The sequence below is a fragment of the Galbibacter pacificus genome, from assembly GCF_029603165.1.
Lineage (GTDB): Bacteria > Bacteroidota > Bacteroidia > Flavobacteriales > Flavobacteriaceae > Galbibacter > Galbibacter pacificus.
In genome coordinates, this window is record NZ_JAQSVC010000001.1 from 554,117 (window position 1) to 571,338 (window position 17,222).

Genomic DNA, 17,222 nt, shown 5'->3' on the forward strand with positions numbered 1-17,222 from the left:
ATTGTTTTTAATTGAAGCAACAGCAAAAAAAAGAAAAATGAAACTTAAAACTGCAAAACGTTGGTTTTCATGGCATAAATGGACAAGTTTGATTTGTACAATTTTTCTCCTATTGCTATGTTTAACGGGACTGCCACTTATCTTTCATGAAGAAATTGAGCATCTACAGGAGAATTTTACCGTAGAAACCATCGAAGGGCAGCAAAGGTTGAGTTATGACAAACTGGTTGAAATTGCAGAATCCAAGAATCCCGGAAAACATGTAAGGTATGCTTTTTGGGAAAAAGATGAGCATCCAAACCAAGTGCTTTTTGATGTTGTTGAACATCCTGACGATCATTTTGAAAAGAGCAAATATGTTTTGATAAATGAGTACACGGGAGCGGTTTTAAGCGAACCCGAAAACGAAGGGTTTATGTACATAATGCTCCGCCTGCATACCGATATGTTTGCGGGAATCCCTGGAAAATTGTTTATGGGGCTTATGGGGATCCTCTTTATTATTTCGATTGTTTCGGGCATTGTACTTTACGGTCCCATCATGAAGAATTTTGACTTTGGGATGGTAAGGAAGCATAAATCTAAAAGGTTGCAATGGCTGGATACCCATAATTTACTGGGAATTGTAATGGTGGTATGGTTAACGGTCGTAGGCTTGACCGGTATTATAAATACCTTATCCGATGTAGTTTTGGGGCTGTGGCAACAGGGACAACTTGCAGAAATGACGGCCCCCTATAAAAATGAAAAGCCAATAGAAGGAAGTTTAAGTTCTCTGGAAGCTGCTGTAAATGTAGCCGAAAATAAAATACCCACCATGGATGTTTCTTTAGTTGCCTATCCTGGTACCCCTTTTACAAGCAAGCACCATTATGCCGTGTTTATGAAGGGAAATACAGAACTTACCTCCAGACTGCTAATGCCCGTACTTATTGATGCAAAATCGGGCACTATTACAGACGCACGTAAAATGCCGTGGTATGTGAATACACTTTTTATCTCACAGCCACTCCATTTTGGCGATTATGGCGGGATAACCTTAAAGATAATCTGGGCTGTTTTTGATGTATTGACAATCGTAATCCTTATAACAGGACTATATCTATGGTTTGAAAGAAGAAAGTCTAAAATAACTTTTTCAAAAAATAACAGTAAAGTTAAATGATGATGCGAAATAAACGATTTAAACTTTGGGGAATACCAATTGTTTTGGCAATCATTTCGTTATATGCTCTGATATCTGCCTTGGTAGGGGGATGGGTTGCCGATATCATTGCAAGTATATTATTGGCCATTCCAATCTATATTATGTTTAAAAAATACATATGGCATTCGTCAAAATAACAGGAAACTGTGAAAACTACTTCGATCCCTTATGTTCGCTTATGATGCCTGCTAAAAAGCTAGCTATAAAAATCCGCAGCAATCCCATATGGTTAATGTGACGAAGTATAAGAAAGCATTAAACTTCCACAAAATAAAGAATACCGAAGCTGAGCAACGCCTTTGTTGGACATAAGGAACATACTTATTTTAAAACTTTAAGGATACCTTCTAAATCCATGACCTTGGCATACCCTTTTCTTAATACCTGCAATTCCGGTTCTTGCATTTCAGGATTGTCGGTTGAGGTGACATCACTTCCAAAAATGACTTTAAATCCCCTTTCATATCCCTGTCGCGCTGTCATTCCACAGCAATAATTAGTCAATGTGCCACAAATTATAATGGTGTCCTTTTTAAGGTTTTTAAGTATTGTCTCCAAAGGGGTATCGTAAAAGGCCCCATAAGAGGGTTTAGAAATGACGATTTCATTTTCCATAGGCTTTATCTCATGCCATATCCTACCTTCTTCAAACCATGTAGGGTCCGAACCTATATGGGGATATCTATTGGGCATCAATTCTCCTGAACGGGGTCTGTCCTTAAAGAAATGTGTTTTTCTAAAGGCCGTATAAAGTACTGGAATATCGGTTTTTCTGCAATGTTCAATCAACTTTTTTATTTTTGGGACTTGTTTTGTAGCTTCGGGTATCCATGAAGAGGTCCACTCCGGTTTTACAAATTCATCTTGCATGTCAATTACGATCAAGGCGCAATTTTTACTATCGATGTCAAATTGGACATCTCCATGGTTATATGCATCGGTTGCTGCTTTGAGTAGAATTTCTTCTGTGTATCTCATTTTTAATTTATTTTTATTTAATACTGCCTATTTAAAATGGCAGGGTACAAGTACTTGCATGATTAAATGGTACAACGTCCCTGTACTTTGCAATAGGTTGAACATTCTTAATTCACTGCTTAGTATTCTACGTTACTGCCTTTAATAATTTCTCTGTGCATCTTGCAAATTAGTAAAAGAGGGACATTTTGCCAAAAATAAATAGTGGTCCAGTAGGGCCTATGGGACAACCTGGATTGGCCCGTTGAAAGTGACCGCTCCATGCTATTTTTTATTTGAATTTTATGACCGCGTTTGGTTTCGGGCGTTCTTCCTTTCGGTCTGATTGCGTTAAGTCATGTATTGGGGTCCAGGGCATTTTACCGAATTTTCCAAAATCTTCATAAGCCCCTAAGAATTGAAATTTCTCAAACACAAAAGGAATTCCCTCTGCACCCAATGGCGAGTTGGTATCCGCGACATGAAAATGTAGATGTGGTCCTGTTGTTTGCCCTGTAAAACCAAGGGATGCGATGAGCTCACCTTTCTTTATTTTTTGACCAACTTTTACTTTAATGCTTCCCGGTCTTAGGTGTTCGTAAAAAGCAAACTGACTATCCCCGATTTTAATCGAAATATAATTGCCAGTTGCTTGGTCCGCACTGTGTCGAGGATGGTCGGATATGGTCGGGCTTTCAAGGAAATCACTACCTACCGCGGAGACGATACCGTCTGCAACGGCAAACACATCCGCTCGGTATCCCAACCAATTCGCGACGATATTTTCATCACCGGTTGCATACGTGCCATTTTTGTCTACCTTAATAAAGTCAATCGCATACCGTCCGGGGATACGCGCCTTCCCATTTAACGTATAGATGACCCTGCGGTGTCCCCTTTCCCAGGAGGGCTCATATACCGTTGTCCAGTAACCGCCCTTTAAGGGTGCGCCCAGGACCAATTGATTGTTTGATATACATTTTATAGGTGAGGTATGAACAGAAATCTGGCTTGCCTTATTTTTGTGAATTGCTTCAAAAATAATTTGATGGGCTATGTTTTCGGGCTGTTTTTTCTGTGTGTCCAGGTCAATGTAAACTACAGCAGTGTTTCCGGGGGGCAACTGCATATCCGAATCTTTTTTTGAAGTCCCAATCCTAATATAATTGTTTTTTAAGCTATTTTTTTGAAGACTGAGCAATATCGAGCCATCCCTGCCATTTGTTATACGTATTTCTTTAATAGTAAAGGTATCCGTTGAAAAATTGGTAAGGTAGAGCTCATAATATGCTATTTTATTACCGTTTATACCTATTAAATTAATGGTGTCGGGGAGTTTTATATCCAGTGTTTCTCTATAGGACTGCCCGAAGGTCAAGGAGCCGGTCAACAAAAGGGATATAAGTGTTGCGATATTAATAAGGGATAGGTTTATTTTTAAACTTCGCTTATTCAGGATACGGATATATGTTTTGGAAAGGAAAAGGGAGAACATCATGGTTGGTGATTTTTATTTTATCGGATTGTGAACAGGCCGATTCTTATTGAGTAATTCAGCCTGCATAATTTTTATATTGGTTATAGTCCTATAAATATAAGTATTGGCTGTTAATTATATTTTATCACGGCAACGGCATTAATTTCGATCATAAAATCTTTATTGATCAGTCTATTGATTTCAACTGCGGTACTTGCCGGTGGATTTTTTAGGTTAATAAATTTATCCCGTGCGGTTCTAAATTTCCCAATCTTTGATATATCTGTAAAATAACAATCGAGATTAACTATATCATCCATTGTACCGCCGGCTTTCTCCACCTGTGATTTTATATTTTTAAAGACCTGTTCTGTTTGTAGTCCTAAATTGTTATATCCAACTAATTTTCCATCTGGATTTACAGGGACTTGTCCTGAAATGTATATTGTTTTAAAATGGCGAGGGTTGACTTCAATGCTTTGAGAATATCCTCTTTGGGATATGTCATTGAATTTTACATGCGTTTTATTATGTTGTTTGGAACAGCCAAATATAAAAATCAAAACCCCGAGTATTACTGTTTTTTCCATTGTTTTCTTCATAATTGTTGGGTCTATGTAACTTCGCAGGTGTTATCTCAGAAAATGTTCAACCTAATCTTTCCATGGCAGCTTAAACATAACAAATTATATTGAATCCCGATTAGTGCTACATATGAAATATTGCCATTTTTTCTTTTGTAGCTTCGGATATGCTGGAAATGAATTTCCTATATTTTTATCACCGGCCCTGTATGGCAAACCATAGGGCAACCTCTATCGATAAAAACATTATAATTTTCAAAATCAGATGTTAATAGAGGGCTTTCTTTTCTTGTCTGTATTTGCTTGGGCTCATACCTTTGTATTTTTTAAATTGGCGACTGAGATGACTTTCGTCGGTAAAGCCCAATTCGTCCGAAATTTGACCGATAGTATAATCACTGTATAGCAATCGTTGTTCTATATATTTCATTTTGTATAGGGATATATAGTGTTGTAGGGTTTCTCCAGTCAATTTTTTAAAATATTCACCAATATAATTTTTTGAAATATTAAAGGTTTTTGCTAGGGTAGTGGTCTTTAATTGTCCTGGATTTCCTATATTTTTTTTTATGTGCGTTAATATTTTATTGATTAACGGTTCATCATTCAGCAGGATTCCCGGATTAGGTTTAGTTGTAAGGTTTCTTGATAAAATATTTAATATCAATGTGATATACTGTTGCGTATGTTGTTGGGAACATAGCCCTTTTTGATCGTGTTCAATAATGATATTTGAAATAAGGTTTGTGATCATTTGACAGTCCTCAATACTTTGAATAACGACCGATTCATACCTGTTATGGTTATAAAAAATCTGTTCTAACTGTTTTAACCAGGAAAGTCTATTGTTTTGAAATGTAGGATTAGTTTCTGATGTCAGGAAAACTTCTGAAAAACGGATGGAACAGAATTTGGTGGGTTCCCTGCTTTTAAACCCTCTGCAATCCATGGGAGTGAACAAGAAAATATCTCCTTTCCCGTAGGTATGATTATTTTCGTTTACGATCCTCTGCCCACTCCCATCCATAATTTGAAGAATCTCAAAAAAATGATAAATCAATGCACTCTCTTGCCAATTTTCATTTTCTGAAATAAACAATTCCATGGGCTGGTACAATTGTTTTCTTTTCACAAACCTCAGATTTTACATTATTATCCTCTTATTTTAAAAGTACAGGGAATGCGGTACCGCTTACTTTTGTCCTCAATATACAAATTGCTTATTCAAAACCATAAAATTTTAATGAACAAAAAGATATAAAAATGGAAAACAATACAAATATGACTTCGGGCATATCATTCTTTACAACAGGCGATGGATGTAGAATCGCATACAAGGTCGATGGTGATTTTTCCCTCCCTGTTTTAGTTTTATCGAACTCTATAGCTACCGATTTTAGCATGTGGGATGGACAGATTGACAATTTTAGCAAATATTTCACAATACTGCGTTTTGATACAAGGGGGAATGGTCTGTCGGATGCTCCTATAGGGGATTATTCAATAGATAGGATGTCACTTGATGTGGTAGCGCTTTTAGATTATCTGAAAATTGAAAAAATTCATTTTCTCGGTCTGTCACTGGGAGGATTTATCGGGCAATGGTTGGGTATCCATAGCCCGGAAAGAATACATAAGTTGATATTGGCAAACACATCAGCTTATCTCGGACCCGCAAAATTATGGAATGAAAATATAGATTTATTGAATAATGGGAAAGGGATGGCATTTTTTGAAGCGAAGTTTTTAGAAGGCTGGTTTTCTAAAGAAATGGTGCAGGAGGAGGAAACCATTGTGTGGCTTTTTAGAAAAATGATTCGAAGAATGTCCCATATCGGACTGGCAGGGTCTTATGCTGCAGTAAGAGATGCAGATTTTCGAAAAACAGATGTGCTTATTCCCAATGAAACTTTAATAATTGCTGGTAAGAATGACCAGGTAACCATAGCCGAACACAGTGAACAAATACATGCTGTTGTTCGAAATTCAAAATTGGAGGTCTTACCTGTGGTACATTTTTCAAATATTGAAGGTAAGGATGCGTTTGAAAATTTGGTATTGGCGTTTTTGAACGATGATTTGTAAAATGGTGTTCTGCCAAGGGCGGGGGCTGACTAATTTTTGTGGCAAATTAAAAATTCGATGTGCAGGGTTCACCGCCCCACAGCATATACCATATCCAAGGTAAAAAGAAGCCCTTACAAGGTTTAATAGGATATATTATCCCTACAATATCGAGAACAATTAGGACAAACATTGTAGAACTAGGACTCGATCATCCAAATGGTGAATTGAATCTGGGACAGTATAGCACTGCTCACAAGGGCCTTTTCCCCGGGCAAGGGAATAAAAATATCAGAGAGCGATTCATTTACAAGCTTCAAACTTCGATATAAAGTCAGCATTCAACACTATCCATATACCGGAACACTACTTTCTGATATGCATTTTTTTATTCGGAATATCGATTGTCAGTTTTTTTCCTATCCAATTTATTCCCATAATCCCTTCATAAATCAAGCCCTCAATAAATGTAGCTTTGAAATTTTCAATGGAGACATTCCTGTTTTTATCTTCCATTTTTGGTAATCGGGAATAATAATAGGTGTTTCCGCTTTCGGGCTTGAAATAACTTGCCTTAAATTCACTTTTTACCGCTGTTTTGTCGATTCCCAATGTTTCCATAAAACGGGCATTAAATCGGAATACATCAAATCCTGCACCGCTGTCCAGTCTTACACTCAACGTCAGTTTGTCGTTAAGTCTCACTTGCGTTGATATATTTATTTCGATTTCACGATCGTTTGAAATTTCAATGGGCATTTCAAAGTCTTCTTGTTGTTTAATTTCTTTTAACGTAGTATCAGATTCGATATTCAGTGTCTTATTCTCAAAATCGATGGTGAAAGGGGTATTTTTCAATGGTGTTAGCGAAATTAATCCGTCAAGCGGGAACTTGATGTCATAAACGGCAAAAGTCTCGTTATCGATCTTGAAGTCTTCAACCTTTAGGGATTTGGACTTCCATAAATCTACTTGAAGTTCTTCGCCTGTTGCCCTATGTCCTGTATAAAAATGGTCGGTTTTTTCTAAATCGGTTATTTTGTCGGCAAAATCTTTAGTGAGAAGGTTTATTCCTGCCCCAGTATCAAAAATAAAGTTTCCTTTAATCCCATTGACTTCGGCCGAAATAACGATATGTCCACCCTGTGTTAGCGTAAATGGAATTTTGATTTGGGATTTTGGTTTTTCCTGAGCATAAGTAAGTGGGGATATTAAAATTAAAAGGATTAAAATAAGTTTGTTCATAAAGCTGTAGCATTTTGTGTGTATATGTACGACGATTGCCTTTCTATTTTGTTACAATTTAAAACATGTCCTTACCTGGTAGAGCTGATTGTTTCAATAGTTATATGTCCCGATTTATTGTTATATTTTTTGAAGTGTCCTCTTTCTTCTGTTTCCAGTTCTAATTATTTTGTAGCTGTTCATTTTTCAAATCCATCTTAGAACTGCTTCATAAGAGTCTGAAGGTCTGGTATTGAAGCAGATTTTAGATTGTGCTGCATTGCTGTGGATTACATTTATTATTTTTTCAAGAAGGAATAAATGCGCATTTATCATACGAATACCGGCACCTATCATAATGCAATCAAACCGGTTATTGTTTAAAAATTCCAAAATTGTTGACTCAGCTGTTTCACCCAAATCAGTAAAACAGTTATAGATTTCATATCCCAGTTCACTTAATTTCTGATTTGCTTGAATTGCTTCTCTCCGAATCAATTCAATGTCTATGTCCTGTGGAAGATTGTTAAAATCAATTAACTTTGGATCAATTCCTATTAATAAAACCTTTTTCATCTTATAAATATTAATATATGCTTATGAATTATAGCTGATCGGTCTTTTGGAGATACAACCAGTTGATATAATTTTATAAAGTCGGACAAAGGTACCTGCCGTTGAATATCAGTTGTTTTTTAGCATTTAAAAAACCGGGAATTTTCTCAATATACTAAAGACCTTGTCTTTATGTTTTTCTATTGATAGTTTATCAATCAGGTCTCCTACAAATTTAAGTGCTTTAGGACATTCAACAAAGAATATGGATGAGAAATCGGTTCCTTAACAATGTCTTACTTGCATAAATTCCCAAAAAGGGATTTATAGGGAAAATGTTCTATATTTTTTTATTGCGAGCAAAGGAAATATAGGCCGTCTGGTCCTGCTGGCAAGTTTTTATAAAACAGGATTTATTGGACTATAGTTTGATATGTTTTTTAAACAGTATGTTTTTTCTGATAATACCTGCTGAAAGCTATGTATAAAAATCCGCAGCAAATCCATGTGGGCAATGTAACAAAGGATAAGAAAACATTAAACTTCAACGAAATAAAATAAAAAATACCGAAGCTGAATAGCCATGCCCATAATACAGCATAGTTAAAGCTAATATTTGTTTTTTCAGCATAAAAAGAGGTAATTCCTGCCCTTCTGGCAAAGAAATGATCAAAAACGATAATGGCGCCGATTGGAGCGAGGATAAAGCCATAAAGTGCTACAAAATCCAATAATTTCATGGCAAATGCAGGAAAAAGCCCGGCAATGGTAGCTATTGCACCCGCTAAAATGGTAACCCAAAAAGTAGAGGTTTTCGGTATAATGGCTTGAAAGGCAAGTCCTGCTCGGTAAATTGTTGGATTTGCCGTTGTCCAACCTGCTAAAATAACCGCGAGTATACCAAAAATGCCAATCGCATTGTAGGCCAATGGGCCTGGTGCTACCGTTGGTGCTTGTCCGTTTGCCAAAAAAGCCTGGGCTTCCGGGGATTTTAAATAAACGGCATATAACAAAGCTGCTGCAATCCAGGCAATGTAATGTCCAATATATATCCCGCCGGCGGTTGTCCACCCGATAGAAGGGTTTTTGGCAAACCTGAAAACAGAGAGGTCAGACATGCCAATATGCATGGCCGCATTGGCAAACCAAGACCATAAAAACACATGCCAAAACGTATATTTTATCTGCCCGGGAAAGGGTTCGCTGCCTTCCCCCCAAAGGTTCCAAAAATCTGAAAAACTGTGTACTTCCAATTGAGATAAGGCCACGATGCCACAAACAATAAATGCCAAAACAATTATGGGCGACATCCAGTTGGCCGCTTTGGCCACTGTATTGTATCCTTTTGCAGCGATTATCGAAATAACGGCCCCCAAAACCAGTACAATGGTTATCCATGTAATGCCATTGGGCAGGGTATCGGTTAATTTGGGCATTTCCATATTAAAGGGAATTCCAACGGCGGTTGCCGAAACGGTTATCATGGCCCCGGCCAAAAAACAGAACAATACCCCATTTGCCAAATTATAAACAGTCACCAATTTTTTACCACATATTTTTTCTAAATGAAAATAAAGGGTATACCTAAATTTTGTCCCGATTTCAGCGGTTAAAAAACGCCAGCTCAATACGGCCATTAAGTTTCCGAGCAGAAGCCCGATAATTAAATCAAAAGCACTTACGCCCGTTGTAAGAAACAAAGGTCCGATTACAAATTCGGTTCCGGCGGCGTGTTCCCCGGCATACATTCCCAAAAAGCTTTTCCATCCTTTTAGTTTAGAATCCGGAACGCGTTCCCTTTCATATTCGCCTCCTGCAATTTGCTCGATATCTTCTTCAATGGTGTATTGTGTCATAATTTGGTTTTGGTTGTTAAATTAAGTGTTTGGGCAAGTCGGCAATTTTTTCGCAGCAAAGCTGATCCATTACTTGCTTTAATTGAATTTTTAACATAGATATGGTATGGTCGCCTCCTTTATTGCCCAAAGCCGCGGCTCCGTACATAAAAGACCTTCCCATAAAGGTAAATTTTGCGCCACTAGCCAGACTCCTTGCTACATCCGGGCCAGAACGTAGCCCGCTGTCCATCATGACTTCGATCTGGTCACCGTATTTTTCAGCAATGGTTGTAAGTGGTTTTATGGTAGATTCCCCTGCATCGAGTTGCCTTCCGCCATGATTGGAAACAATTATGCCGTCAAACCCTAAACGGATGGCTTCCCGGGTATCTGCTTCAGAAGAAACTCCTTTTAACACCAATTTTCCCTTCCATTGGTCGCGAATGGGTTTAATACGGTCCTCATTGAGCCTGCCAGAAAAAGTTTCATCCATGAATTTTCCCAATTGCTTTAAATTAAGACCGTTTGGCATATAGGGCTTGATATTTTCAAAATTGGGCTGTCCATGTTTAAGTGTTTCCATGGCCCAAATCGGCTTACCGAGAATTTGTAAAATATTTTGCAGGCTCATCTTTGGCGGAAGTGCCAAACCGTTTCTAAAATCCCTTGGCCGATACCCAAATGTGGGGACATCGCATAGTAAAACCAATACGGGGCAACCGGCATCCCCGGCACGCTTTATAATATTTTTTCTGATGGAATCATCAACAGGATTGTAAAGTTGAAACCAAGCATTTCCTTCGGTAAGTTTGCTGGCCCTTTCAATATCCATGGTTGTTACCGTACTTAAAATAAAGGGAATATTATGTTGAAAAGCCGCTTTGGCTAAAATTTCAGGTGAATTGGGCCACATAAGTCCTTGCAGGCCTACCGGGGCAATACCAAAGGGGGCATCGTATTCCTTCCCGAAAAGTGTGGTTTTGATAGACGAGTCTTTGTAGTTTTTTAGGTAACGGGGCTCCAATTGGACTTCTCTGAGTTCGGCGGTATTCCGGTGTATGTTTACATCTTCATTGCAACCGCCGTCCAAGTATTCAAAAGCAAATCTTGGAATTCTTTTTTGTGCTTTTTTCCTTAAATCTTCAACCGATGGATATTTATAATCGAAACTTAATGCCATGTAATATTTTGTTATTTTATAATGAGCGGAACATGTTTTTTTAACGAATAATTCTTTTTGAGGAATTTAGAATTAAGCTGCGTGTCCGAAATACTAATGGCCGCACCCAGGGCAGACCCCAAGGAAGCATCTGTTGTGCTCAATTCCATATTCCTTAAATAATGCGATAATAATTTTATATAGATGTCATTATCGCTAAAACCGCCGTCAATATACAATTTTGTAATGATGTCGCCTTTTTTGACCATTTCTATACTTTTAACCTGTAGTTTAACCAGTTCGATCATTAAATGGTGATAGGCATCTTCAAAAGTATCATAAGGTAGCTTGGTGGCAACTAACGGCACTTCGTTGGAAATGCTTTCCCATTTAAAAAGGTGTTCAAATTCTTTGTTGATTTCATAATAAGCATCTTCGTTGAATTTTACTGTTTTATGATAATCTTGTGGAACCCCGTACATTTCTGCCAACTTTTTTACCTGAATTTTATACTCGTTGCCCAAAAATAACCGCGAAGCTTTTACCTGTTTTCCATTAATCCGCATATAATTAATACAATTTTTTGTGACATCGTTTGTGGTTAATTCAGATGACGAAAAAGGATTTAAAGCAATACTCCAAGTACCTGTGGAAACCAATATAAACGGCTCGCTCAAACTTCTTACATATGGTAATAAAGCCGCGGAGCTATCGTGAATGCCTACGCCAATTTTAATGCGTTTTCCATTGTAGTTCATGTTAATACTGGTCTCGGTAGATACAATGGGCGGTAAAATTTTATGGATATCCTCTTGATAAACCCACTGGTGATAATCTTTTTTGTAGTAATCCCATAAGGCGGTGTGGCAACCAATACTGGTATATTCGCTTAATGGAATTCCCGTAAAAATATAGCTGAGGTATTGTGGCAGGTGTAGCGAATACTTGATCTTTTTAAATATTTCGGGTTTGGTATGTTTAAGCCAATACAATTGCATGCCCGAATTGAGCATGCCTTCCCTGGAGGAACCCGTTTGTCTTGTAAACCCTATTTCCGGGCCGTATTTTTTATAAAATGAATCGATTAACGATTTTTCGATGGGCTTGGTATAATTGTAAAGGGGGGTGAGCGCCTCCCCGTTTTCGTCCAAATGGACAAAGCTGGCCCCGTAGGATGAAAAGTTAATAGCCTTTACATCAAATTCTTTCGCCTCTAAAATTTGGTGGAACAGGTCTTTTAGCCAATTTTGAAGTTTTTCTAGGTTTTCGGTCGGGTGGCCGTCTTCATCTTCAATCGGATCAAAGCGTACATATTCACGATACACCTCTTGAAACTCTTCATCAAAAAGGAAAAACTTTTTATTGGTCTTTCCGATATCGAATACAGCGGTAACTTTCTTTTTCATCTTTCTATCGTTATAGGCCGGTGGCCACCGTATGCTTTCCACGTTCTTTTACCAGTTGTTCCCTTACCAAAAGCGATCTATAGGCTTTTAAGGGGTTTATAGCTCCATGTTGTTGCAGCCGGGCTTGTTTTACAAGCGGACGGACGTCTGTTAAATAGGCATTTTGAAGTATTTCTTGGCACAAGGTAACATCATTATTTTTTTGTGCTTCTTTAAGTTGATGTTGGTCTACCAATAACGCTTTAGCATAGATAACCTGAATGGCTTCCAAAGATTGAATGAGGTCTTCCAACGGGTCTTTTAAATTATGGCTGGCATCGATCATCCAGGAAAGTTCCGGGTTTTGCGGGTTGTTGTTCATTCCGTAGACCAATTCATTAAAAATAAGGAAAAGTGCATATGGCTTTATGGAACCTACCGTTATGTCGTCATCGCCATACTTGCTGTCGTTAAAATGAAAACCGCCCAACTTGCCTTTCCACATCAGGGTAGCAACTATTTGTTCGATATTGGTATTGGGTAAATGATGCCCCAAATCTACCAAAGTATAGGCCTTTTCGCCACATTCGTTGGCCAGCAGGAAAGAAGTGCCCCAATCTTGAATAACCGTACTGTAAAAGTAAGGCTCGTAAGGTTTGTATTCAATAAACAATTTCCAGTCATCGGGAAGGACATTATAAATTTCCTTTAGGCTATTTTGCGTGTGCGAAAGCGCCGTTTGAAAGTTGTTTTGCCCGGGAAACGAACTCCCGTCTGCCAACCAAACGGTAATACTTTTAGAACCTAGTTCTTTGCCAATATCGATAACTTCCCTGTTATGGGCAATGGCCTGGTCTCTTACAGTTTTGCTGGTATTGCTGAGCGATCCAAATTTATACGATTCTTTGGCATTGGGCTGGTCTTGAAACGTATTGGAGTTTACCGCATCGAATTTTATATCCAAACTATTTGCCAGCTCCTTAATTGCTTTATAATCTTCAGGAATATCCCATGGAATATGCAGGGAAACAGCTCCGGCACTTTTTGTAAGGGCATGGATTATCCCAATATCTTCCAGTTTTTGCTCTAATGAAGCCGGTTCACCATAATATGAAAACCGCCCAAATCGGGTTCCCCCGGCTCCTAATGCCCAACTGGGTATGGCAACCTGAAAATTGGCTAATTTGGCAACAATTTGATCTACTTCTATACCTTGTTTTGAAAGAGATGAAGCTAAATGATCGAATTGATTTTTATGAATGGAAATATCGTTTTTATTGGTGTTTAGTTGGTCTGGGTTAATAATCATATGTTTAGATTGTTTACAGGTTTTTTAAAACCTGAGTGAATTTAAAAATAAATCTCCATAGGTTGGTAAAACCTATGGAAGATTTACTTAAGCTAACTAACAACTGTGCATCTATCTAACAAATGCATTTGCCATTCCACCGTCCACATTTATTATGTTTCCGGTAGATTTATCCAGAATGGCCACGAGTGAAAATACACCATTGGCAATATCTTCCGGATAAATAATTTCGTTCAATAAATTTCTTTTTGCGTAGTGGGCGGGAAGCTCGTCTACGGAAATTCCATAGGCTTTGGCACGGCCTTCGGCCCATTCGCCTTCCCAAATTTTACTTCCTACAATAACACCGTCGGGATTTACGGTATTGACCCTTATTTTGTTGGCCCCGAGCTCGGCGGCCAATAGGCGGGTCATATGTTGCTGGGCTGCTTTTGCGGTTCCATAACCAACATTGTTCGGCCCGGCTACCAGTCCGTTTTTACTGGCAATATTTACAATATCACCTCCCAAGCCTTGTTTTTTTAGGATGGCAACTCCTTGTTGGGCCATTAAGAATTGCCCTTTTACAAGAATATTTTGCAACAGGTCCCAATCTTTTAAGGTAGTGTCTTCTAAAGATTTGGAGATGGCCAATCCTGCGGAATGAACAATAATATCTATGCCCCCAAATGCAAGCGCAGCATGCTCGAAGGCTTTTTGAATAGAATCTTCTTGGGTTACATCGCAAACAACGGTTGTTACCTGATCTTTTTTATATGTTTTTTCAGCTTCTTTTAAATAGGTTTCATTAATATCGGTCAATACCACATTGGCACCTTCGGCAACTAACTTATCGGCTATCGACTTACCAATGCCGCCCCCTGCACCGGTTACAATGGCAATCTTTCTGGAAAGGGGCTGTTCGGCAGGCATGCGTTGCAATTTGGCTTCTTCGAGTAGCCAATATTCAATATCAAAAGCTTCTTGTCTTGGCAAGGATGTGTATTGAGAAATGGCTTCGGAACCGCGCATTACATTAATGGCATTTACATAAAATTCGCTTGCCACACGTGCCGTTTGCTTGTTTTTGGCAAAAGAGAACATGCCAACTCCCGGATAGATAATAATAACCGGATTGGGATCCCGCATGGCAGGGCTGTTATTGTGTTTACAATTGTTGTAATAATCTTCATATTCTTTTCTGTACCGTTCAAAGGCAGGTGCTAATTTTTTTAAAAGCGTTTGATGGGATGTTACATCTTCATTTTTATCCAGGGTAAGAACCAAAGGTTGAATTTTAGTGCGTAAAAAATGATCCGGGCACGAAGTTCCCATTGGGGCCAAACGTTCCAGATCGTTACTGTTTATATATTCCAGTACGGTTCTGCTATCGGTAAAATGCCCAATCATTGGTTTTTCAGAAGAACATAACCCCCGTAATAGGGGCATTAATAGGGCGGCTCTTTCTTTTCTTTTTTCTGAAGGTAGACTTGTTACTTTTTCACCGCCAAAGACGTTGCCATTTTCTTTTACCTTTTTCTCGATATATTCCGAGGCCATTTCAATAACCTCCAAACTATTCATATAACATTCATGGGAAGTATCCCCCCATGTAAAGAGTCCGTGGCTTCCCAAAACAATGCCGCGAATTCCGGGGTTTTCGTTCAGGCATTTTTCTAGTTGTAAACCCAAATCAAATCCCGGTCGTTGCCAAGGTACCCATCCCATGGAATCCCCCCATATTTCTTTAGTTACCTTTTCACTGTCTTTTGCGGCTGCAACGGCAATCAAGGCATCGGGGTGTAAATGGTCAATATGCTTAAATGGCAATAATCCGTGCAAAGGGGTGTCAATAGACGGGGCCCTGCTATCGAGATCGTATATGCAATGGTTGAAAAGGCCAACCATCCTATCTTCATCTTCCAAACCTTTATATACATTTTTCAAGCTTCTTAACCGATTGGTGTATAAACCGGCAATACCGGCACGCGTAAGGGTCCCAATATCGCCACCGGAACCTTTTATCCACATTACTTCCACATTTTCATTGGTAAGTGGGTCTTTTTCAATGGTCTTGCAACTGGTATTTCCTCCACCGTAATTGGTAATTCTAAGGTCTGCGCCTAATATATTGGAGCGGTATAAGAAAAGTTCAACTTCGTTCCCGTTTAGAGCACTGGCTTTTTTATCATCCCAAAGATAGTTTACGTATTTAAAGGTTTTTTTCATGTTATAATGGGTTTCTACTTTTACACAAATTTATTTCAAAGTTATATGGCGTACATCGATAAGGTATCCTGCACTATCCTGTAGCAAGGGAAATTATAACAAGATAGGGAATTTGGATTATTTGTTTACTTTTATGTCCATTCTTTATGTAATAATAAACTTGGAAAAATCTATTCCATGGACAAGAAATTGAATATTAGTATTTTGGAAGAGTCACGTGTGCCTAAATATACACAAATTGTAAACTCGATTATTGGGAACATTAGTAGCGGAAAACTAGAAATGGGAGAACGCATACCTTCTATTAATGAACTTAGTGCCGAATACTACCTTTCTAGAGATACTGTTGAAAAAGCATATAATATCCTTAAAGAAAAAAAAATAATAACATCGGTAAAAGGGAAAGGATATTATGTTTCCAGAACACAACTCATAGCAAAAAAGAATATTCTTTTTCTTATTAATAAGCCCAGTTCTTACAAAATGAGGATTTTCAAATCGTTTACCAATGCCATTGGAGCTGATGTTCATGTAGATTTGAGCATATATCATTGTGATGAGACATTATTTTTAAATTTAATTGAGAAACATAAAAATAGTTACGATCATTATATTATAATGCCACATTTTAAAAATGATAGTTTAAAACACCTAAGTTATACTGATGAAATAACGGCTGCAATAAATGAAATCCCAAAGCACAAACTTGTTTTAATGGATAACAACAAACTGCAAATTTCTGGTACTATAAGGGAAATATACCAAGATTTTGAGAATGATATTTTTGATGCGCTTACCAAGGGGTTTGAAAAATTAAAACGGTATAAGAAATTGTTTTTAATCTACCCGAGAAAAGTAATCTATCCATATCCATTACGTATTTTAAGAGGTTTTGTAAAATTTTGCGGGACACATGAATTTGACTATGAAATTCTTGATGAAGTATACCAAGACATGGAAATAAAGCCCCTTGACGCCTATATTGTAATAGAGGAGAACGACTTGGTTAATTTGGTTAAAATGATTAGGGACCAAGGGTTTATTATGGGCAGAAGTGTAGGCGTTATTTCTTACAACGATACACCTCTTAAAGAGTTGCTTGATATAACCGTGGTAAGCACAGACTTTAAGGCAATGGGAGAGAAAGCTGCTGAAATGATTATGAATAATTCTTACGAGAAAATTAAAAATCCTTTCCATTTTATTGAACGTATTTCTGTATGACCGAATATAGCAGTACACTACAGGATAAGAT

The 17,222-nt window shown here is 38.0% G+C and carries 14 protein-coding genes; 3 read left to right on the forward strand and 11 right to left on the reverse strand.

What is annotated here, in order from left to right; translation table 11 throughout:
- Positions 1-37 precede the first annotated feature (37 nt).
- Entirely contained in the window at positions 38-1,165 is a 1,128-nt protein-coding gene (locus tag PSF86_RS02235; RefSeq protein WP_277898429.1) for a PepSY-associated TM helix domain-containing protein, read from the forward strand.
- A 363-nt stretch (positions 1,166-1,528) separates the two neighbouring features.
- On the opposite strand, the gene PSF86_RS02240 is transcribed toward PSF86_RS02235, so the two are convergent.
- The 4 genes from PSF86_RS02240 to PSF86_RS02255 form a co-directional block, all read right to left on the reverse strand.
- Positions 1,529-2,185, reverse strand: a complete 657-nt coding sequence (locus PSF86_RS02240) for a cysteine hydrolase family protein (RefSeq protein WP_277898430.1) — start codon at positions 2,183-2,185, stop codon at positions 1,529-1,531.
- Between the two features lie 271 nt (positions 2,186-2,456).
- Positions 2,457-3,662 (reverse strand): M23 family metallopeptidase, encoded by a 1,206-nt coding sequence (locus PSF86_RS02245; protein WP_277898431.1) that lies wholly within the window; start codon positions 3,660-3,662, stop codon positions 2,457-2,459.
- Positions 3,663-3,772: 110 nt separating this feature from the next.
- On the reverse strand, positions 3,773-4,231 hold the full coding sequence (locus PSF86_RS02250) for a RidA family protein (RefSeq protein WP_277898432.1): 459 nt from the start codon (positions 4,229-4,231) through the stop codon (positions 3,773-3,775).
- Between the two features lie 262 nt (positions 4,232-4,493).
- The gene (locus PSF86_RS02255) at positions 4,494-5,357 is read right to left on the reverse strand and encodes an AraC family transcriptional regulator (RefSeq protein WP_277898433.1); all 864 of its coding nucleotides are present in this window, start codon (positions 5,355-5,357) and stop codon (positions 4,494-4,496) included.
- 131 nt (positions 5,358-5,488) lie between these two features.
- On the opposite strand from PSF86_RS02255, the gene PSF86_RS02260 reads away from it, so the two are divergent.
- A complete protein-coding gene (locus tag PSF86_RS02260; RefSeq protein WP_277898434.1) occupies positions 5,489-6,310 on the forward strand; it encodes an alpha/beta fold hydrolase in 822 nt (273 codons plus the stop codon).
- 345 nt (positions 6,311-6,655) lie between these two features.
- On the opposite strand, the gene PSF86_RS02265 is transcribed toward PSF86_RS02260, so the two are convergent.
- The 7 genes from PSF86_RS02265 to PSF86_RS02295 form a co-directional block, all read right to left on the reverse strand.
- Positions 6,656-7,534, reverse strand: a complete 879-nt coding sequence (locus tag PSF86_RS02265) for a retropepsin-like aspartic protease (protein WP_277898435.1) — start codon at positions 7,532-7,534, stop codon at positions 6,656-6,658.
- Between the two features lie 186 nt (positions 7,535-7,720).
- Complete coding sequence (locus PSF86_RS02270) at positions 7,721-8,089, reverse strand: hypothetical protein (RefSeq protein ID WP_277898436.1); 369 nt, start codon at positions 8,087-8,089, stop codon at positions 7,721-7,723.
- 419 nt (positions 8,090-8,508) lie between these two features.
- Complete coding sequence (locus PSF86_RS02275; protein ID WP_277898437.1) at positions 8,509-9,924, reverse strand: purine-cytosine permease family protein; 1,416 nt, start codon at positions 9,922-9,924, stop codon at positions 8,509-8,511.
- 16 nt (positions 9,925-9,940) lie between these two features.
- Positions 9,941-11,086 (reverse strand): alpha-hydroxy acid oxidase, encoded by a 1,146-nt coding sequence (locus PSF86_RS02280; RefSeq protein ID WP_277898438.1) that lies wholly within the window; start codon positions 11,084-11,086, stop codon positions 9,941-9,943.
- Between the two features lie 11 nt (positions 11,087-11,097).
- Positions 11,098-12,471 (reverse strand): FGGY-family carbohydrate kinase, encoded by a 1,374-nt coding sequence (locus tag PSF86_RS02285; RefSeq protein WP_277898439.1) that lies wholly within the window; start codon positions 12,469-12,471, stop codon positions 11,098-11,100.
- A 10-nt stretch (positions 12,472-12,481) separates the two neighbouring features.
- Positions 12,482-13,759, reverse strand: coding sequence for a sugar isomerase (locus tag PSF86_RS02290; RefSeq protein WP_277898440.1), 1,278 nt, complete (start codon positions 13,757-13,759; stop codon positions 12,482-12,484).
- A gap of 111 nt (positions 13,760-13,870) precedes the next feature.
- Positions 13,871-15,967, reverse strand: coding sequence for a bifunctional aldolase/short-chain dehydrogenase (locus PSF86_RS02295; protein ID WP_277898441.1), 2,097 nt, complete (start codon positions 15,965-15,967; stop codon positions 13,871-13,873).
- A gap of 177 nt (positions 15,968-16,144) precedes the next feature.
- On the opposite strand from PSF86_RS02295, the gene PSF86_RS02300 reads away from it, so the two are divergent.
- Positions 16,145-17,191, forward strand: coding sequence for a GntR family transcriptional regulator (locus PSF86_RS02300; RefSeq protein ID WP_277898442.1), 1,047 nt, complete (start codon positions 16,145-16,147; stop codon positions 17,189-17,191).
- The last annotated feature ends 31 nt before the right edge of the window (positions 17,192-17,222 follow it).